The organism is Algibacter sp. L3A6, assembly GCF_009796825.1.
Taxonomy (GTDB): Bacteria; Bacteroidota; Bacteroidia; order Flavobacteriales; family Flavobacteriaceae; genus Algibacter.
On sequence record NZ_CP047030.1, the window covers coordinates 3824451 to 3844245 of the forward strand.

15 protein-coding genes are annotated in these 19795 nt (G+C 31.3%); 3 read left to right on the plus strand and 12 right to left on the minus strand.

All coding sequences use genetic code 11. From position 1 onward, the window contains the following. The first annotated feature begins 267 nt into the window (after positions 1 to 267). The gene (locus GQR98_RS15925) at positions 268 to 2286 is read left to right on the plus strand and encodes a tetratricopeptide repeat-containing sensor histidine kinase (protein WP_159020415.1); all 2019 of its coding nucleotides are present in this window, start codon (positions 268 to 270) and stop codon (positions 2284 to 2286) included. A gap of 285 nt (positions 2287 to 2571) precedes the next feature. Beyond that, positions 2572 to 4638: an ATP-binding protein gene (locus GQR98_RS15930; RefSeq protein ID WP_159020417.1), complete on the plus strand. Its 2067-nt coding sequence runs from the start codon at positions 2572 to 2574 to the stop codon at positions 4636 to 4638. A 76-nt stretch (positions 4639 to 4714) separates the two neighbouring features. On the opposite strand, the gene GQR98_RS15935 is transcribed toward GQR98_RS15930, so the two are convergent. The 9 genes from GQR98_RS15935 to GQR98_RS15975 all read right to left on the minus strand — a co-directional run bounded on the left by GQR98_RS15935 (position 4715) and on the right by GQR98_RS15975 (position 14781). Beyond that, positions 4715 to 6472, minus strand: coding sequence for an ATP-binding protein (locus GQR98_RS15935; protein WP_199270215.1), 1758 nt, complete (start codon positions 6470 to 6472; stop codon positions 4715 to 4717). After that, a complete protein-coding gene (locus tag GQR98_RS15940) occupies positions 6465 to 7706 on the minus strand; it encodes an SIR2 family protein (protein WP_159020419.1) in 1242 nt (413 codons plus the stop codon). The genes GQR98_RS15935 and GQR98_RS15940 overlap by 8 nt, the downstream gene beginning before the upstream one ends. Positions 7707 to 7980: 274 nt before the next feature. Beyond that, a complete protein-coding gene (locus GQR98_RS15945) occupies positions 7981 to 8487 on the minus strand; it encodes a peroxiredoxin-like family protein (RefSeq protein WP_159020421.1) in 507 nt (168 codons plus the stop codon). Positions 8488 to 8700: 213 nt separating this feature from the next. Next, entirely contained in the window at positions 8701 to 10011 is a 1311-nt protein-coding gene (locus GQR98_RS15950; protein WP_159020423.1) for a DEAD/DEAH box helicase, read from the minus strand. A 3-nt stretch (positions 10012 to 10014) separates the two neighbouring features. After that, positions 10015 to 11355 carry a DEAD/DEAH box helicase gene (locus GQR98_RS15955; RefSeq protein ID WP_159020425.1) on the minus strand — a complete coding sequence of 447 codons (1341 nt, stop codon included), beginning with the start codon at positions 11353 to 11355 and terminating at the stop codon, positions 10015 to 10017. Between the two features lie 162 nt (positions 11356 to 11517). Beyond that, positions 11518 to 12573, minus strand: a complete 1056-nt coding sequence (locus GQR98_RS15960; RefSeq protein WP_159020426.1) for an NAD(P)-dependent alcohol dehydrogenase — start codon at positions 12571 to 12573, stop codon at positions 11518 to 11520. Positions 12574 to 12575: 2 nt separating this feature from the next. Beyond that, a complete protein-coding gene (locus tag GQR98_RS15965; protein WP_159020428.1) occupies positions 12576 to 13001 on the minus strand; it encodes an OsmC family protein in 426 nt (141 codons plus the stop codon). A gap of 27 nt (positions 13002 to 13028) precedes the next feature. After that, positions 13029 to 14123, minus strand: a complete 1095-nt coding sequence (locus tag GQR98_RS15970; RefSeq protein WP_159020430.1) for an alkene reductase — start codon at positions 14121 to 14123, stop codon at positions 13029 to 13031. An 82-nt stretch (positions 14124 to 14205) separates the two neighbouring features. After that, on the minus strand, positions 14206 to 14781 hold the full coding sequence (locus GQR98_RS15975) for a Crp/Fnr family transcriptional regulator (protein ID WP_159020431.1): 576 nt from the start codon (positions 14779 to 14781) through the stop codon (positions 14206 to 14208). A 247-nt stretch (positions 14782 to 15028) separates the two neighbouring features. Between GQR98_RS15975 and GQR98_RS15980 the strand changes: the two genes are divergently transcribed. After that, positions 15029 to 16414: a right-handed parallel beta-helix repeat-containing protein gene (locus tag GQR98_RS15980; protein ID WP_159020432.1), complete on the plus strand. Its 1386-nt coding sequence runs from the start codon at positions 15029 to 15031 to the stop codon at positions 16412 to 16414. A 49-nt stretch (positions 16415 to 16463) separates the two neighbouring features. Here the strand turns inward: GQR98_RS15980 and GQR98_RS15985 are convergent, their stop codons facing one another. Genes GQR98_RS15985 through GQR98_RS15995 form a run of 3 tightly spaced genes read right to left on the minus strand, consistent with a single transcriptional unit; the run spans position 16464 to position 19623 of the window. Beyond that, positions 16464 to 18353 carry a monovalent cation:proton antiporter-2 (CPA2) family protein gene (locus GQR98_RS15985; RefSeq protein WP_159020433.1) on the minus strand — a complete coding sequence of 630 codons (1890 nt, stop codon included), beginning with the start codon at positions 18351 to 18353 and terminating at the stop codon, positions 16464 to 16466. Between the two features lie 5 nt (positions 18354 to 18358). Further along, positions 18359 to 18955: an NAD(P)H-dependent oxidoreductase gene (locus GQR98_RS15990; protein WP_159020434.1), complete on the minus strand. Its 597-nt coding sequence runs from the start codon at positions 18953 to 18955 to the stop codon at positions 18359 to 18361. A gap of 44 nt (positions 18956 to 18999) precedes the next feature. Then, complete coding sequence (locus GQR98_RS15995; protein WP_159020435.1) at positions 19000 to 19623, minus strand: MarC family protein; 624 nt, start codon at positions 19621 to 19623, stop codon at positions 19000 to 19002. Between the last annotated feature and the right edge of the window lie 172 nt (positions 19624 to 19795).

Below are 19795 nucleotides of genomic sequence, written 5' to 3' on the forward strand. Positions count from 1 at the left end.
TTTCAGCTAGAATTAGCTAAATTCGCCTACTTAGCCAGAAAGAGATAAACCGTTTTTAATCGATTAAAAACAGCATTTCATCTAAATAATATGCTTTTTAACTGTTTTAATATATAAAAAACCGTTAAAAGAACGTTTAATATTTTTTCTCATTTATTTAGGTTTTATCTTGTATTCAAATCCAATGACCCTAAACTAAAAAAAGTATACCCCATCCCCATGCAAGCCTATTTTAATATACATCATTTCAAATTTTGCAGTATATTTTTGTGGGTTATTCTCAGTTCATTTAATGTTAATAATTCTGTTTATGCACAAGAAGACATTAAAAAAAATCTCCAGCAAAAAATAAAGAAATATAAGGAAAATAATAATTTTCATAGAGATACTACTTATGTTAATCTATTGTATCAATTAGGCATGCAATATGCGCAATACAATTTAGACAGCTTACTTATTATTTCTAACGAATCTATTAAATTAGGTAAGTCCATTCCTTATCCTAAAGGCGAAGCTCAAGGATATTTAATTGAAGGCTTATACTACTCTAATATAGGGAAGCAAGATCGTGCTATTTGGTATTTCAAAAAATCTGTTTCTATAGCTATCATTAATTCGGAGACTAATTTATTATTAGAGTCTAAAATTAAATTGGCTGCAGAATATAAATATAAAGAAGACTATGCTAATGCTTTAAAGCATTACTTAGACGCTATAGAAATAGCCAAAATATATAATAATGAAGTATATTTATCTAAATGCTATTTAAATATATCGGCTATATATCGCGTTCAGAAAGAATATGAACAAACCATTTCATTCTTATCTAAATCACTAGAAATAAATGAATTAAATAGAGATGAAGCGCAAGTAGGTAAAACCTTAAATAATTTAACGGCTTGTTTTATTGAAATGGGAGATTTAGAAAGTGCCTCTACTTCTATTAATCGGGCCATTTCTATTTTTGAAAAAGTAAAATTAGATTCATGGCTTTCTTATGCTTATGAATTAAAAGGATCTATTTATACTAAAAAAGGGAAATTCAATCAAGCTTTACGATGGTTAAGTAAAAGCGAAAAAATTCACGCTAATATTGATAAAGGGCGATATAAAATTCCTTTATACATAAATTTAGCAAAAACATATTTTGGTCTTAAAGATTATGATACTGCAGAAAGTTATGCTTTAATGGCGCTTCAAATTTCTAAAAAACTGAATATTTTAGAAGAACGTGATCTCACTTTAAAAGTGCTCTACGAAATAAAAAAAGCAGATAACGATTTTGAAAAAGCACTCACCTATTTAGAAGAGTTAAAAGCGACATCGGACACGATTAACAACAATAACAACATTAAAGAATTAAGAATACTAAAATCCAACTTAGAATTTGAACAAGAAAAAGAACAATATATCTCAGAAAGTCAACAAAAACACACTTTACAGCTTAGTTATATTTACTTCTCTATTCTAATTATTCTGGCATTTGCTATTATCATATTTATCCTCAAAAAGAATAACAAAACTCAAAATACGTTAAACGAAAAACTATTAGAAAATACCGAGGCGCTTAAAAAGAATCAAACACATTTAAATGAAGCAAATAATACTAAAATTAGATTGTTTTCTATTATTGCACACGATTTAAAGGGGCCGATAAATTCATTTAAATCACTTTTAGATTTATTTAATAACAGAGAGTTGAGTAAAATAGAATTCATGGAGTTTATGCCAGAAATTGGTAAAAACATAGACTCTATTGCATTTACTTTAAACAATTTATTAACATGGGGACAAAGCCAAATGAATGGTTTATCTACTAAACCAGATTTTATAAGCATTAAAAAATTAGTCGACGAAAGTTTCAGGTTGCTTTCTAAGCAAGCCGAAGTAAAATCTATTTCAACCATAAATAATATTGACGAAAATGTAATCGCTTGGTCTGATAGAGATCAAATAGATGTCGTTATTCGTAACTTAATAAGTAATGCTGTTAAGTTTACTCGTGAGCATGGCACAATAACTGTTTCCGCAGTTGAAGAAGCTCAATTTTGGAAAATTCAAGTTAAAGATAATGGTGTTGGTATGGGTGAAGAGTCTGTCGCTAATGTTTTTACGGAAAAAGAAACTGCAATCGCTTATGGTACTTTAAACGAAAAAGGTACAGGTTTAGGTCTTCGCGTTTGTAAAGAGATGGTCGAAAATAATGGTGGACGTATTTGGGTAGAAAGTAAAATAGATAAAGGTTCTACGTTTTCTTTTACGCTTCCTAAAACCGAAACGGCTTAGTATTCTTTTTATATAGACCTTCTAGTTTATTACAAACCAGTTTAAATATTAAAACCATATTCAAAGTCTAAAAGTGTTTTTAAACAAATTAACTCTAATATTTACAGCCTCTTTTTAACCATTTAACCGAAATAAAACACTTTTAATCGATGAAATAAGTATTTTATCGAGAATATATGTGCGAAAATTATATAAATATTAAAATATCATTGGCGCGTTCCGTTTTCCAAACTATATTGCGAAATAAACAATAAAACTATATAAACAAGTTGTTTAAAGCTATTCATGCCGCACGTATTAAACATAAAAAATATTAAACTCTCCTATCTGTTTTTATTAATGGTGGCTATTGCTTTGTTTAATAGTTTTCCTGCTTTCTCACAAGACAGAATCAAAAAAGAAATACAAAGGGATATTAAGAAATTACAAGAAACTCCCAATTTCGAGAGAGATACTACATATATCAATTTATTACATGAATTAGGAAGAGAATATAATCAGTACAACCTAGATAGTTTATTAATTATATCAAACCAAACCATCAAGCTAAGTAAAGCCATTAAATATGCTAAAGGTGAAACTGAAGGTTATATTGTTAAAGGTGGTTATTATTCGGATATCGGAGAGCAAGATGAAGCCATATTCTATTTTATAAAAGCCAATTTAAAGGCCAGGACGATAAATGATATAGGTCTAACCCTTTTTTCTTACAGTGAATTAGCAAAAGAATATATGTATAAAGATGAATATGCTAAGTCTTTAAAAACATTTTTAACTGGTATTGAAATTGCTAAAGAAAATAAAAATGACAAGTGGTTACCTGTTCTTTATATAAATATTTCTGTTTTATACAGTCTTCAAAAGGAATATGATCAGCCTATATTCTTTTTAAAAAAAGCTTTAGAAGTTAATGAGCGAAATGATGATCAAAAATTAACAGGTATTATACTCTCAAACTTGGCCTTTACATATATAGAAATTGAAGATATAGAAAAAGCCAATGAACCTATTAATAAAGCGATCAATATTTTTGAAGATCTAAAAATGAATAGTTGGTTAACTTATGTCTACGAAACAAAAGGCACAATTTTCCTTAAAAAGAACGAGTATGATAATGCTTTGTTTTGGTTGAATAAAAGTGAAGTACTCCATAAAAACATAGATCAAACCAGATATAAAATACCGCTTTATCTACTTTTATCTAAAGCATACTTTGGGCTTAAGAGCAACGAGATAGCTGAGTCTTACGCGGTGCAAGCTTTAAAAATATCAAAGGACCTTAATAATTTAGAAAACCGAGATGAAATTCTTCAAGTTTTATATGAAATAAAAAAAGCAGACGAAGATTTTGGACAAGCCTTAAATTATCTAGAAGAATTTAAAGCAATCTCTGATACGATTAATAAAAACAATAATATTAAGGAATTAAGCATCCTTAAATCGAACTTAGAATTTGAACAAGAAAAAGAAAAATATATCTCTGATAGTGAACAAAAGAACCTCTTGCAACGTAGTTATATATACTTTTCAATATTAATTATATTAGCATTTACTATTATCATTGTTATTCTTAAAAGGAATAATAAAATTCAAAATAGCTTAAACCAAAAGCTGATAGAAAATACACATGCACTTAAAAAAAATGAAATACATTTAAATGGAGCTAATGATACTAAAATTAGGTTATTCTCTATTATCGCTCACGATTTAAAAGGCCCGATAAATTCATTTAAATCACTTTTAGATTTATTTAATAAAAGCGAATTAAGTCAAACCGAATTTATGCACTTTATGCCACAAATTGGCGAAAACATAGAGTCTATTGCTTTCACTTTAAACAATTTATTAACTTGGGGACAAAGTCAAATGAATGGTTTATCTACCAAGCCAGACTTTATTCCTGTTAATACATTAGTAGATGACAGTTTAAGGCTGCTTTCTAAACAGGCTGAAGGAAAGTCTATTTCAACTATAAATAACATTGAGAACCATGCAATAACTTGGTGTGATATTGATCAAATAGATATCGTAATTCGTAACCTAATTAGTAATGCCGTAAAGTTTACACGAGCGCATGGCACGATAATCATTTCAGCCATCGAACAAGAGGAGTTTTGGCAAATACAAGTTAAAGATAATGGTGTTGGTATGAGCGACGACATACTAACTAATATTTTTTCGGAAAAAGAGACATCTTCAACTTATGGAACTCAAAACGAAAAAGGAACTGGTTTAGGTCTGCGTGTTTGTAAAGAAATGGTTGAAAACAATGGCGGAACCATTTGGGTAGAGAGTGAAATAGAAAAAGGTTCTACATTTTATTTTACGCTTCCTAAAGGAGAAAAAGAGTAAACCATTTTCCTAGTCAATTTATGAACATAATTTAATCGAACAACGAAATTAAAGTAATTTAAATTCTATTTACTTTTTATTTAAATAATGGTGTACTTGAATTTGGTTTAATTTCTGGCTCTTTAACTTTAAGTATCACTGGCATTGGAAAATCAATTCCCATTAAAATAGCTTCACCAGCACCAAGAATAGGTAAAAAAGCTAATGTTTCTCTACTTGCTGTAGAACAAGCATTTGCTACAGCTTCTTTGTCTTGATAATTAATTAATCTATGTGTAATAAAAGTTCCTATTTGACTTAATGTACCATTAGGAATATCTCTTGGCATCTGTGTTGCAATACAAAGAAATAAACCATATTTTCTACATTCCTTGGCTATTGAATTAAAAGCATTTAATTCTGATTCAAACCAATCATCTTTTACACTTTTATTTAAAAATTGATGAGCTTCGTCAACAAAAAATACTAAAGGATTATTTTTAAATTTATCAGACCTTGCTTCAGCTAATAAAAAATTTCCAATTGCATTTGCTAAAATTTCTCTAACTTGAAAATTAAAAGGAACTTTTTCAAAACCTATTCTTAGCATTGATGCTTTGTTTTCTGATTTCAAAAAGTTAATAATAGCATCAATTAAGTCGTTTTCTTCATCTATTTGAAAACCGAATATTTTCTTAAAGGAATCATTTTTTAATACATTATTTATGCGCATTAGTAAACTTGTACTATTACTTAAATTTCTATTATCAACTGCAGTAGCCCAATTACTCCCGAAATTTTGATAACATTCATTTCTTATTTGTTTTGATAAATTATTAATATCAAATTCACTTTTTGAATTATCCTCTATCTCGTCTACATATTTATGATAGCACATATTAAATGGGCTCGTCATATTTCCTTTCTTAACTATACATCCATTTTCTATCACTAAATCATTCACACCTTCTTTAGTTGTAATTTTAAATGTAGTTGTATTGTCTAATTCCTCAAAATTATGATGATCTTTATCACGCATCAAACAGTGAACAATCTTTAAAGATTTTATAGCTTCTAATAAGATAGGTTGCTGTACTTGTCCTGCGGGACGAAATAAAGCAAATAAATCTCCAACTGTAAGTCTTGAATAAGGGAAATATGAATCAATAGATAATACTAATGGCTTATCTGAATAATCTTCTTTATCGTGATTACAATATTCACCTGTTGCATCTATTATAATCGTTTTACTCTTATTAGAGACTATTCCTTCTAAAAGCTTACTTATCGTATAACTTTTCCCACCTCCTGTTGTACCGACAATAGCACAATGTCTTCCGAAGATTGCCTGCTGTGAAAGTTCTACTAAAGTCGATTTATCATATGTTAAATGACCAAAATCAATCGTTGGTGCATCATGTTTATACTCTTCTTTAACTCCAAAACCTTTAAAATAATTTTTAATAAATTCAGAAGAACAAATAAATACTTTAGCACCTATTACAGGTAATGAATTTAATCCTTTATCTACTTTTGAAGGATTGAAAATCTCAAATGATAATAATATTTCAATCTTTCCTGTAGGATGAAACTCTTTAGTATTAAATGATTTTTCACTTAATTCTAAACGTTCTTTTTCTGGTAAGTTCAATTCTAGAATTTTTCCTAAAAAACCAAACTGTTCTCCTTCAATTACTACGTAATTACCAACTAATCCACCTTTTAATTGTTCACCATAAAAAGAGAACGATTTCATGAGTACTGAAGAAGGAAAATGAATCTTTACAAATTGAGGTGTAACTTGGTTTATATATCCTATAAAATGAGTATGATTGAAAGGACTTATATTAGACATTGGAAGAAATGTTATTATTTATAATAATTTTTTTACTATCCTCATGATTATAAGATTTTAAATCTGGATAATGTTCTGCAAAGTCAACAAATGTTTCATCTACTAAAGCTATATTATTATACTTTTTTGCTGCTTCAAAAAATGGATTAAAACTATCTGACCAATCATCAATCCCTTTATTTACAACCATAAGTTGGAAACTTGGATTTTGTTCTAAAGCTTCTATTATTGCAGATACTATATGTTTATCATTGAAACTAAAGCCAATACAGATTAGTAAAACATTGTCATTTCTTAAACTTTGCTGAAAGCGTGACATCATTTCAAAATATGGTTGGTCGTATGAACTTTCGTATTTACTATCTTTTGGATAGATCATTAAAGGATCTTTTACACTATCTTTTTGATAAATATCATCACCTTTACTTTCCCAATCAATTGAACCATGTGGTTTATACAAGTGGAAAACCTTATTTATAAAATTATCTTCCTCTTTAACTCTACTTGAGTTTCTTGAAACTATATCATAATCAAAGTTTCGACCACTAAATTTTCTTGGAATAGAAAATGAAAAACCATCTATAATTGTATAATTACTATTTCGGGCAGCTTGTTCAAATAAAGTGTCATAATTTAAAGTAAAAACTTTTATTCTTGGAGCTGTAACTTTCCTCTTAGTAATCTTATCTAAAAAATCTTTATGTGGACTATTTTTAGGTAAAGTTATTGTGCACTTATCTTTTATTACGGTTTCAATTATTGTAATAATTCCTTCAATATTGATTGGAGATTTATCATCTTTAGACTCATCTTTAATATAATTTTTCGCAATATTGGCTATAGATAGTAACTTCTCAAGATTTTTTACGCGAACACCTTCTTTGTCGACATCTTGATATTCAACTAAATCACAAAATCTGTTTAATGTAGCTTCAGTTAATTTTTCTTTAACATCCTCCCATAATTGAGATAACAACCTTCCTTTATTTGTATCTCCAATTCCTACAGAAGAACCAGCTCCAGTTAGTACAGATAAATTTTCAAATTGATTATTTAAAAATTGTTCATACATATTACGCTTAGACTTAATAGCATAATCTAATTTATTAGGATTCTTTTCATCTTTAAAGTCGTGCTCAGAACCGTTAATTAAAACATTTTCAATTTCGTCTGTTGTTCCAGCCTTAAGTTTAATAGCAACAGACTTTTTACCATTTAAGTATAAATATTTCATTACTAGGATTTTTTTTATTTACTAATTTTTAAAACAAAAAAACGCACTAATCAATTTTTAATAGGGAGTTTTAAATATACTAATAATACGCGCACAAGTTACTCGAATATTAAATATATTCTTTACGGAAACCCGTAATTATATTAAATTTTTAAGCAAAAAAAAGACCAAGCTTACACTTGATCTTTTCTCTCTAAAAAATTATTAACTCTAATATCAATTTTACGTATTCAGAAATTAATCTCTTATAAATAAAACGATATGCTATTAAGGCTTATGCCTCTCCTCTTGCAGGATAATCTGCTTTTAATATATAATCAATACCACCTAAAACATCATTAAAACTTGGTCTACCAAATGGCATCGATTGTATCGACTCCCAATAAACTATTTGTTCTGGTGTTACTAAAAATAATCCAGGTTCTGCAAAATGTTTTGGTTCTTGTTTAATGCCTTCTGAAATAAATAAACCCCATTTTCTAGCATCTTCAATAGATATGCCGTAACCTAAAGGTATATCAGCAATATCCCATGCTTCATGTGTTGCTTTCGCAACTTCTTCTGTATCTGTGCTTATAGCGATAACATTAACGCCACGCTCTTTGAATTTATCTAGTTTCTTTTGTAAATCTTCTAGCTGGCTTTTACAAACAGGACAGTGTTTACCTCTGTAAAATAATACTAATGTGAAGTTTTCTGGTGACTGTTCGCTTAATTTCCATGTGGTACCATTAACTAATTGTACTTCTAATTCTGGTGCTTTTTTTCTTGGTTTAATCATTGCGTTTTTTTGTTTTCATTAATTTTAAAGTTTGTCGTAATTATACAACAGTCTTTACTATTAATATTTGTTAATTTATTTAATGTAAAGGTACAGTCAATCTAAACCACGGTGTTACATAATTATAGGAATACCTTACAACATTGACGTATTTCACAAAACAAAAAAAGCTGCATATAGCAGCTTTTTAATTATTAGAAGTAACATGTATTATTAGATAATATATGTACGTACTTTTCTTTTTTTCAACCTCATGTTATTGGTTTTATCAATAATACTTTCGGCTCGCGCTTTTGGTATCGCAACAAAGGCACAATCTTGCTTTAATTCAATAACACCAATTTCAGATTTATCTAAATGGCATTGTTTAAAAAGTAAACCAGCAATATCGCCTTTTGATATTTTATCTTTTCGACCACCAGAAATAAACAGCGTACTCCAAGGGTTGGTAATTCTAGTTGTTTTTCCTTTCGGTATTACGGTTTCGGTAGTTTCGATAAACTCAGGCGTGGTTTCTTTTTCCCATTGTAATACATAGGCTGTACCTTCTGTATTCATACGAGCAGTTCTACCATTTCTATGAGTGAATTCTTCAGCTTTTAAAGGAAGTTGATAATGAATAATGTAGTTAAGTTCCGGAATATCTAATCCACGTGCAGCCAAATCGGTAGCAATAATAATTTGATGGGTCCCATTTCTAAATTTTATTAAAGCACGCTCTCTATCTATTTGCTCCATACCGCCATGAAAGCACCCATGACCAATTTTATTATCGTTTAAAAAATCGCTTACGTATTGAATAGTATCTTTAAAATTACAGAAAATAATGCCTGGTTTATTTCCTATATGATTTAATAAATCGACTAAAGTTTGAAGCTTATTTTTATCTGGAGATATTACTTTTTTAATTTCTAATTTAGAAACCTTCGTATCTAGATAATCAATCACCAATTCGTTTTCTAATCCAACAAATTTTGGTATCTCAATATCTTGAGTTGCCGAAGTTAAAATTCGTTTTTGAATATATGGTAGATTACTGATAATCTCACTCATCTCTTTCTCGAAACCAACTTCTAGAGATTTATCAAATTCATCTAAAACTAATGTTTTAATATCTTCAACTATAAAAGTTTCACGGCGTAAGTGATCGGCAACACGACCAGGTGTACCAATTAAAATAGCTGGCGTATGTGCTAAATCTATTCTATCTTTCGAGAAATTACGACCACCATAAACGGCATTCGCTTTAAAACCAGAACCCATGGTGCGAATTACTTGCTCAATTTGTATTGCTAACTCGCGAGATGGTACTAAAATTAAGAGTTGTACGTTTTCGCAGTCCTTATCTAAAGCTGTAATAGTTGGTAACAAAAACGCAAGTGTTTTACCTGTTCCTGTAGGAGATAAAAGCACGGTGTTCTCAACATTGGCAATAGATAGCAACGCTTCTTCCTGCATGGAATTAAGCGCCTCAATTTTCAGTTTATCTAAAATATGTTGTTTGGTTTTTCTGAAATTATCCATTACTTATTTTTTCTTTTTCTTCTTTACCACTGCTGGTTTCTCAACTATTGTATTGTTTTCGGCAATGTAATTCGCTAAAATTTTATCAACCAATTCTTCTTTGGTTAAATGATGAAAAATAGTTTTCACTTTGGCTTTAAAATCTTCTGGAATCTCTCTATTTGGCTTTGTTTTAAATATTTTTCTAGCCCAAATTAATCCGTTATTTTCTTCGATACTTTTAGCATCTGCTTTTTGGTAAGCTTTAAACTTAATCCCTAATTCTTCTTCAAATTCTGGAATATCTTGCACTTCATCTTCCTGAATAACACTTAATGATAAACCAGTCGCTCCTGCCCTAGCTGTACGTCCGCTACGGTGTACATATGCATCATAAGTATCTGGTAAATGATAATTTACAACAAACGCCAAATCTTTAACATCGATACCACGAGCTGCTAAATCTGTAGCAACTAAAATATTGATATGCCCTTCTCTAAACTGTCCCATAATACGATCACGAATACCTTGCGATAAACTACCATGAATGGCTCCTGAAGAGAATTTATTTATAGCTAAATTTTTAGCAAGTTTATTTACTGCTGCTTTAGTTTTACAGAAAATGATACCACGTTGCCCTTCATTCGAATTTAAAAAATGCATTAATACATTTAGTTTTTCAATAGGTTCAACAACCACATATTGGTGATCTATACCTTGATGACCTGTAGTTTCCATATTAGCCTCAATAGTTACCACGTGTTTTGATAAACTATTTTGCACCAATTGCTTAATAGTGCCAGGCATAGTTGCTGTAAACAAGAGCGTTCTTCTACTTTTTGGCAAAGCCTTAATAATAGCATCTACACCTTCTTTATGAGCGCTTACCATTTCATCAGCTTCATCTAAAATAAAATAGCTAATCTCTTTAACGTTTATAGCGTTTCTTTCGATTAAATCAGCTAAACGTCCTGGTGTTGCGACTACAATATGTGTAGTTGCTTTAAGTTTTTCAATTTGAGGTTTTATAGGAATTCCTCCAAATAAACCCGCAATAGACACTTGTAGTTCTTCTGAATTAAACGACTCTAAATTGTTATAAATCTGTTGTCCTAATTCTCTAGTTGGAGCTAAAATAACCGCTTGTATATTGGTTTTACCACTATCTATTAATTGAAGCAATGGCAATCCAAAAGCTGCTGTTTTCCCTGTTCCTGTTTTCGCAATAGCAACAACATCGTCGGTTTTAGTTAAAATTACCGGAATGGCTTTTTCTTGAATATCGGTTGGTACAGTGATATTTAAAGCTGCTAAACTGCTTTGCAATGCATCGTGAATACCTAAACTAGAAAATGATTGTGACATAAATTATATTTTGTGCAAAGATAGTAGAGTTTTGCTGGTTTTATTCATTTAAATGTTTCGATTTAACAACGTTTATTTAAATGAAGAGAAATATTTAGACCTAAAAAAAACAGCATCTAAATTAATACGATGCTGTTTTAATATTTATAAACTTGTTCGCTATTATTTAAGCGATTTCATGTCGATTACAAAACGATATTTTACATCGTTACTTGTTACACGCTCGTAAGCTTTATTGATGTCTTGCATATCAATTATCTCGATATCACTAGTAATATTATGCTCTCCACAAAAATCTAGCATTTCTTGAGTTTCCTTAATACCGCCAATTAAAGAACCAGCAATACGTTTACGTCCACCAATAACACTTCCGCCATGGAAAGGTTTTAAAGGTTCTACAGCGCCAACTAAAACCATTGTAGCATCAATTTTAAGCAATCCTAAATAAGGATCCATTTCGTGACCAACAGGAATGGTGTTTAGTATAAAATCGAAACTCCCTTGGTGCTTCTTCATATCGTCAGCATCTTTAGATACCAATACTTCATGGGCTCCTAATCTTTTAGCATCTTTTCCTTTTTCTGGAGACGTAGTAATCATAACTACATGTGCTCCTAAAGCGTGAGCAAATTTAACCCCCATGTGCCCTAATCCGCCAAGACCAATAACACCAACTTTATCTCCTTTTTTTACTTTCCAGTGACTTAATGGCGACCATGTTGTAATACCTGCACATAATAATGGTGCCGTTCCTGCTTCATCTAAGTTTTCGGGAATACTTAAAACAAATTTTTCATCGACAACTACAGATGTAGAATAACCTCCGTAAGTTTGAGCGCCTTCGATGTGTTTGTCTGGGCTATTGTAAGTCCAAGTTGCTCCTTTTTCGCAAAACTGTTCTAAATCTTGCTCACAAGAAGAACAGGTTTGACAAGAATCTACTAAACAACCTACACCAACTAAATCGCCAACTTTATAGTTGCTAACACCATTACCAACTTCTACAACACGACCAATAATTTCGTGCCCAGGAACTACTGGATACGTAGAACCTTTCCAATCGTTTCTTGCTGTGTGAATGTCACTATGGCAAACACCACAGTAAGTAATATCAATTTTTACGTCGGCGGTTCCAACCGATCTTCTTTCTATATCTAAAGGTTTTAAATCTTCTGTTGATGCTGTTGCACCATATGCTTTTACTGTTGTAGTCGCCATTATTATGATTTTTTTAATGTTACTTTAAGTTCTATTTCTGTGTTTAATAACTTTGATATTGGACAAACCTCTTTTGCCTTGTGTGCTATTTGCTGAAATTGCTCAGCATCTATTTCAGGCACATCACCTACTAAATTTAAGGTGATTTTTGTAATAGCACCATCTTCAAAATTAACGGTCGCATCAACATCTAAAGTTGTTGCTGTAAAATTATTTTCGTTTAACAAAAAGCTCAATTGCATGGCAAAGCAACCTGCATGTGCTGCACCAATTAACTCTTCTGGGTTTGTTCCTTTTTCACCATCTTCAAAACGTGTATGAAATGAATATTGTGTTTTATCTAAAACTTTACTCCCTGTAGTGATATTTCCTTGTCCGTCTTTACCACTTCCTTTCCATTCGGCATTTGCTTTTCTTGTAAATTTCATGTTGTGTGTTTTAAATTAAACTTCTAATTATTTAGAAGCTTTTGGATAATCGGTATAGCCCTTTGCTCCTGTTGTATAAAAGGTATCTTGATCCCATTCTGCTAATTCCAAATGGTTCTCAAAACGCTCTACTAAATCTGGGTTTGAGATAAAAGGTTTACCATAAGCTATTAAATCGGCATCACCATCTTCTAACACTTTATTTCCTTTTTCTTGATCGAAAGCGGTGTTAATCATTAAAGTACCATTGTATAAAGGTCTAAAATGTTTCGCTATTTCGGTTACAGCAAAAGGAATTTCAGATACATCTGTAAAGGGTTCAGATAAATGTACGTATGCTAAATTGTAATCGTTTAGTTCCTTAATAATGTATTCAAACGTTGGAATGGTTTCCTCATCCATCGTAATTCCGAATAGTCCATCTAAAGAAGGATTAAAACGAACACCTATTTTTTCCTGCGGAATAACCTCTTTCATAGCATCTAGAACTTCAAAGAAAAAACGAGTTCTGTTCTCAAAACTTCCGCCGTATTCATCTGTTCTTTTGTTAGATGTTCCATTAAAAAATTGGTGAAACAAATACCCGTTTGATGAATGAATCTCTACACCATCAAAACCTGCTTTTACAGCATTTGCAGCTGCATTTTGAAAATCTTTAACCGTTTGTTTTATGCCTTCAATAGTCATTTCTCTTGCGGCTACAGTGTCTTTAAAACCTTCTGGAGTGAATGATTTTGCGTGTGGATTTAAGGCTGACGCCGAAACTGGTAATTCTCCGTTATGAAAATCTGGATGCGACATACGCCCAACGTGCCATAACTGAATAAAGATTTTTCCGCCTTTATCGTGCACACGTTTTGTTACTTTTTTCCAGCCTTCAACTTGGGCATCGGTATGGATTCCTGGTGTGTTAATGTATCCAACGGCCAGCTCAGAAACTTGAGAACCTTCAGAAATAATCAAACCTGCCGAAGCACGCTGCTCGTAATACAAGCCTTGTAATTCGTCGGTTGCTACTTTACCTTCGTTATATGCACGACTACGCGTCATGGGAGCCATAACGACTCTGTTTTTAAGATTTATATTCTTGTTATATGGTACTAATAAAGGTTGCTTGCTCATGTTATAATTGTAATTTTTTACTTACAACAAAGATACAAGACATGTCTGCCAATCTCATTGACCTATATCAATTAAGAAAGTTTTAACTTTTCATCTGTTTCCTTACTCTGCTTAGATTTTCTGGAGATACACCTAAGTAATTTGCAATGTCGTAATTAGGAACTCGGTTTTCAATATTTGGATATGATGTGCAGAACTCTATATACCGCTCTTTAGTGTTTTTCTCTAATGTAGATAGAATGCGTTTACGTTGAGAAATAAAAGCTTGAGTAACCAAAACTCTAAAATAACGTTCGAAAATTGGCGCTTCATTATATATACTCTGAAGGCTATCATAATTGATAGATAATAGCTGAGAATCTTCAATGGCTTCAATGTATAATCTCGATGGGACTTGGTTGTAAAAGGCATCAAAATCACCAATCCACCAGTTTTCTACAGCAAACTGAATAATATGTCTACTTCCCTTTTCATCTATATAATAACCTTTTAAACAGCCTTTAACTACAAAATATTCGTGTTTTACCGTAGTGCCTGGTTTTAGTAAAAACTGACCTTTAGCAACAGAAATTTCATTTAAAGCTGCGTAAAACAATTGCATATCCGCAACTGTTGGCTTAACATGATTATGTATGTGTTTTGTTATAGATTGATGCATATACAAAGATGCTAAAATGATTGTTTTATATGAATGAAATAGCCTTTTTTATTTTAGATTGGAACAGTTTGTTTTTTAAGATTTTATAGATAATGTGATTTACGAATGTGTTGTTTATCGAAAAATTAAGCATTTTATACTATTCTGAAATAACATTCGTTTTCTTATGAAAACCAAATTGATAGTTATTAATAGTCAAAATATGCTTTATCAATTTGTTCAATATCTATTATTTTAAAATGAATTAATGAAAACCTTACCTTATTACCTATTATTCTCAATTTTTATTCTAGTAAGTTCTTGTGGACATGATCAATATGAAGGCATTACAGATGATGAAACCGAACCCGTAAATCAAGAAGATTTAGATGAAGAAGGTTTACCTATTAGAATTTTTAATGCGCAGTTACCTGAAATTTCTTTAATAACAGAATATACAATCGATTTGGATTTCTGGGATATTCCGAATACAAATTCGGATGTTGTTAAAACTACCGAAAATTTACAAGCAGCCATAGATTGGGCACATAGCGAAGGTTACACACGCGTTATTTTGCCAAGTGGCGATTATTTGGTTGGCGAAGACATTAACGATATTTATTACGGTGGCATAGAAATATATGATAATACCGAGTTTGTTTTTAGTGAAAATGCTGTGCTATCTATTGATGCTAATAACAAATGGAATTATTGCGTTTTACGTTTAAACGGCGATAATATAATTGTAAGAGATGGCGAAATAAAAGGTGAACGTGATACGCACACTTTTACAACTCGTGATGATGGAAGTACCGCTCATGATGAAGGACATGGTATTTGCGTTTGGGACAACAATAATGTGTTAATAGAAAACATGGAAATCCATAATGTAACAGGCGATGGATCTTTGGTTCTCGATTCTAACGATGTAACTTTTATTAACAACAACATATATAATAACAGACGCCAAGGAATTTCTATTGTTGGTGGTGTGCGTATTGAAATAACTAATAATGAAATACACCACATTAACGGAACCTCGCCACAATTTGGTATTGATATAGAAGGTCCGGGTCGTGTGGACGAAGATATTTTAATAGAAGACAACTATTTTCATCATAATTCTGGTGGCGATATAGTAAATGCAACAGGAGAAAATGTATATATTCTCGACAATATTATGGAGCAAGGTGACGATAGCGAATATACCGATGGCCCAATAGTAAGTTGGCATAAAACCCATAATATTATTGCCTGTAATACGGTAACTATGCTAAGCGGTTCTGCTAATGGTAGGTTAGGTTATATTCAATATTCTAGCGCTGGTGATAAAGGCCATAACAAAACTACTTACGTGCACGAAAACATAATGAATAACTGTGGCATGTACATGTATAACAGCTCGGATGCCGATATAAGACGCAACCAGTTTTTAGGGTACTTTGTAGCATTTTCAGATTTTGAAAATGTTACTTTAATTGATAATCTTGTTACTTATTCTGAAGAATTTACCAACCTGAGATATTGCTGGTCTTACCGTTTTAAAAACGCCACAGGTTTTGCTAGCGGAAATTATTTGGGAGATAATCTAGAAGAATTACCTCTAGATGAAACAGAGCCTTACACCATGCAATGTGTGCTAGATGGCTGGTAAATCGATAAAAATTAACGATTTTAAATTAAGGATAACTTTTTAAGGAAAGTTATCCTTTTTTAGTTTTGTTTAAAGCCTTTCGAATATGTTCGCTATCCCAGTGATTGTCGTATTCTACAATGCCGCGTTTAAAATCTTCATTTAAGAATTTCTCTTGTTGCTCAAGTTCTTTTTTAGCTTTGAATATATAGTTTTTTTCGTCTTTAGGTTCTTGAGATAAACGCCTTAAACTATCCTCATCATACTTAATGAAGTTTTGAACTTGTCGGTTTAAGGTGTATTTTCTAAAGCCCATTTTGCTCAAAACATCTTTAGCTAACGTAAGTGAAGTTTCTAAAGACTCTCGGTAAATATTTTCATTTCCAAGGTTAAGTAATTCATAAGCATCATATCTATTTTTAGTACGAATCATGAATTCTACATGCGGATATTTCTCTTTTATAATTTTACCAATGGCTTTTGAAACCGAGATTTTATTAGTAGCGCAAATAACAATTTTAGCCTCTGCAATACCTGCCGATTCTAGTAAATCGAGACGTGTAGCATCCCCATAATAAACCTCAAATCCCATTTTCCGAAGAAAATCAACACGGTTAGAGTCGTGATCTAGAATAGTAGCTTCTACACCATGAGATCGCAGAAAACGCCCAATAGTACTTCCGAAGTGACCAAAACCTACTAATATAATTTTTTGAGTTTTTGCGATATGATCCATCGGTCGTTTTACAGACTCTTTTGTCCCCGTTCTTGGGAGTATAAAACGTTCGTTAATAATACCAATAATTGGAGTTAAAGACATACTAAGTGCCGTTATTACCAACATCATATCCATTTGTTCTTGCTCTAAAATATTTAATCCAAAAGCAAACGATAGTAATACAAAAGCAAATTCTCCAATTTGAGCTAAACTACAAGTAAGCAGTAGTTTTTGATCTAATTTCAGTTTAAAAATATGGCCTGTAATGTATAATACAATCCCTTTTAATAAGATAATAGCAACCAAAATACCACCAATTTCTAACGGACTATTCGCGATAACAATAAAATTGATTGATGCACCTACAGCCATAAAAAACAAGCCTAGCATTAAGTTTTTAAAAGGTTCTAAGGTACTTTCTAGCTCGTGTTTAAATTCACTATTGGACAATACAACGCCACCTAAAAAAGCGCCTAAAGCAGGACTTAAGCCAACAAATTCCATTAAAAGTGAAATACCAAAAACAATTAAAAAAGCTGCAGCTATTAGCAATTCTCTAACATCAGTTTTGGCAACTTTACGAAGCATAGGTACTATTAAATAACGGCCTGCGACTATAATTACAACTACCGATAAAATAATAGATAAAGTTTGTAAACCTAATGGTAAACCATCTAACAAGTTGGTATGGTCACTCTTGTTTTCCGCAGAAGCGCTAGCATCTGTATTAGATAATAACGGAATAAAACCCAACATGAAAATAACTATAATATCTTGAAATAATAAAATAGAAAATGACGAAGATCCAAAAGTGGTTTCCATTAAACCTTTCTCTTTTATAGTTTGCATAGCAATTGCGGTAGATGATAATGCTACGGCCATAGAAATAACCAAAGCTACTTTCCATTCGAAACCCAAAATAGTAAATAAAATGTAGGAAAGTAACATGGTGCCTCCTACTTGTATACCTCCCATGCCCACAATGGTTTTCCGCATGTTCCAAAAGTTTTTTGGCTCTATTTCTAATCCTATTAAAAATAACATCACAACAACTCCAAATTCAGCAAAATGCATAATGTCTTCACCTTCATTTCCTATAAAACCAAAAACATAAGGTCCAATTAAAACACCGGCAAGTAGATAACCAATAACGGAACTTAATCCCAAACGTTTGGCGATAGATACGCAAATAATGGCTCCTGCCAGAAATACAATGGCTTCAAAAAGGATACTTCCTGTCATAATAATTAAGCGTTATTTAGTTCTGGTATATCATTTAAAAAAGCACAGCCATTAAAATCTCCTAGGGTGTAATCTTGCTGTAATAAATCGATTAAATCGCTATATTGTTTAGCATAATTCGTTAAGGCCTGATCATCTAAATTATGCGTACCCATAACAGCAAACGGCGGAAAATAAGTCATACCACACAAGTTAGCTGTTTGTTCAAAAGGCCTTAAAAATTGATTTACGGTAAAACTATTGGAACCCTGAGAACAATATAATTCTTTGGAGCCTCCTGTAGTAATTACATTTAGGCAAGTTTTAGATTCTAAAGCATTAGTATTTGGCCCGTAAGCCCAACCAAATTCTAGAACCATATCGATCCACTGCTTCATTAAAGGCGGACAACTATACCAATAAAACGGATGATGCCAAATAATAACATCATGCTGTTCTAGTAGTTCCTTTTCAGCTTTAACATTAATATGAAAATCTGGGTATTTCTCATATAAATCATGAAAAGTAACACCTTCCTTATCTTTTACATGATCAACAAGTATAGTATTTGCTCTAGATTTTTCAAACTTTGGATGCGAAAACAAAATTAATATTTTTTTCATATTACTATCAATTTATTGCTTTCCAGCATTAAAAGTTAAAGAACCTAGTTCGATATTAAATCGAAAGAAATTTTAATACCTTGAATAATCATACCTGTACCAATAATGGCAATTATTAAACCCATTATTTTTCCTATTACAGAAATGACGTTATATCCCACAAACTTAACAATATGGTCGCTTAACTTAAAAGTGAAATAAGTTATTAAACTCATAGATCCGAAAATAAGAATCACCAAAAACATTTGTAATGGTGCAGCGTTTGATACAAAGTTCATGGCTGTTACAATAGTTCCTGGACCTGCTAGAATTGGAATTGCTAATGGAGAAACAGCAATATCTTCTTCAATATGGACGTCGTTTAAACTTTTTACATTCGATTGTTTAGACTGTAACATCTCGAAACCTATAAAAAAAATTAAAATTCCACCTGTAATTTTAAAGGCAGGAATACTAATATTGAATAGTTCAAAAATATATTTTCCTAAAAGAATAAACACCACAACAATTATAAAAGCAATGATATTAGCCTTTTTATTGATGGCATCTTTGGTCTGTTTATGCGCACCTTGTGTTAAGGATACAAAAACAGTCATGTTTGAAATAGGGTTAGTAATAGCAAAAAAACCAGTAAATACGGTTATTGCAAAGGTAATTAGGTTATCCATTTAATACGAAAATTTGAATCTGGAAAGAACTTGAATTACTTCTGTTTCACCAAATCAATTTTAATTTATTTTTAATATTTATTTTACGAATGGGTTTAATATAAGAAATGCTGAGATTAATTAAAAAATTAATTTCAGCATTTTTATAAAATTGATGGTTACAACCTAAGTA

Bases quoted from the DNA above. Each gene is read 5' to 3' on its own strand.
- GQR98_RS15970 (WP_159020430.1), bottom strand. From the start codon at position 14,123: ATGAGCAAGCAACCTTTATTAGTACCATATAACAAGAATATAAATCTT.
- GQR98_RS15930 (WP_159020417.1), top strand. From the start codon at position 2,572: ATGCCGCACGTATTAAACATAAAAAATATTAAACTCTCCTATCTGTTT.
- GQR98_RS15955 (WP_159020425.1), bottom strand. From the start codon at position 11,355: ATGTCACAATCATTTTCTAGTTTAGGTATTCACGATGCATTGCAAAGC.
- GQR98_RS15965 (WP_159020428.1), bottom strand. From the start codon at position 13,001: ATGAAATTTACAAGAAAAGCAAATGCCGAATGGAAAGGAAGTGGTAAA.
- GQR98_RS15975 (WP_159020431.1), bottom strand. From the start codon at position 14,781: ATGCATCAATCTATAACAAAACACATACATAATCATGTTAAGCCAACA.
- GQR98_RS15995 (WP_159020435.1), bottom strand. From the start codon at position 19,623: ATGGATAACCTAATTACCTTTGCAATAACCGTATTTACTGGTTTTTTT.
- GQR98_RS15945 (WP_159020421.1), bottom strand. From the start codon at position 8,487: ATGATTAAACCAAGAAAAAAAGCACCAGAATTAGAAGTACAATTAGTT.
- GQR98_RS15980 (WP_159020432.1), top strand. From the start codon at position 15,029: ATGAAAACCTTACCTTATTACCTATTATTCTCAATTTTTATTCTAGTA.
- GQR98_RS15990 (WP_159020434.1), bottom strand. From the start codon at position 18,955: ATGAAAAAAATATTAATTTTGTTTTCGCATCCAAAGTTTGAAAAATCT.
- GQR98_RS15935 (WP_199270215.1), bottom strand. From the start codon at position 6,472: ATGTCTAATATAAGTCCTTTCAATCATACTCATTTTATAGGATATATA.
- GQR98_RS15960 (WP_159020426.1), bottom strand. From the start codon at position 12,573: ATGGCGACTACAACAGTAAAAGCATATGGTGCAACAGCATCAACAGAA.
- GQR98_RS15940 (WP_159020419.1), bottom strand. From the start codon at position 7,706: ATGAAATATTTATACTTAAATGGTAAAAAGTCTGTTGCTATTAAACTT.
- GQR98_RS15950 (WP_159020423.1), bottom strand. From the start codon at position 10,011: ATGGATAATTTCAGAAAAACCAAACAACATATTTTAGATAAACTGAAA.
- GQR98_RS15985 (WP_159020433.1), bottom strand. From the start codon at position 18,353: ATGACAGGAAGTATCCTTTTTGAAGCCATTGTATTTCTGGCAGGAGCC.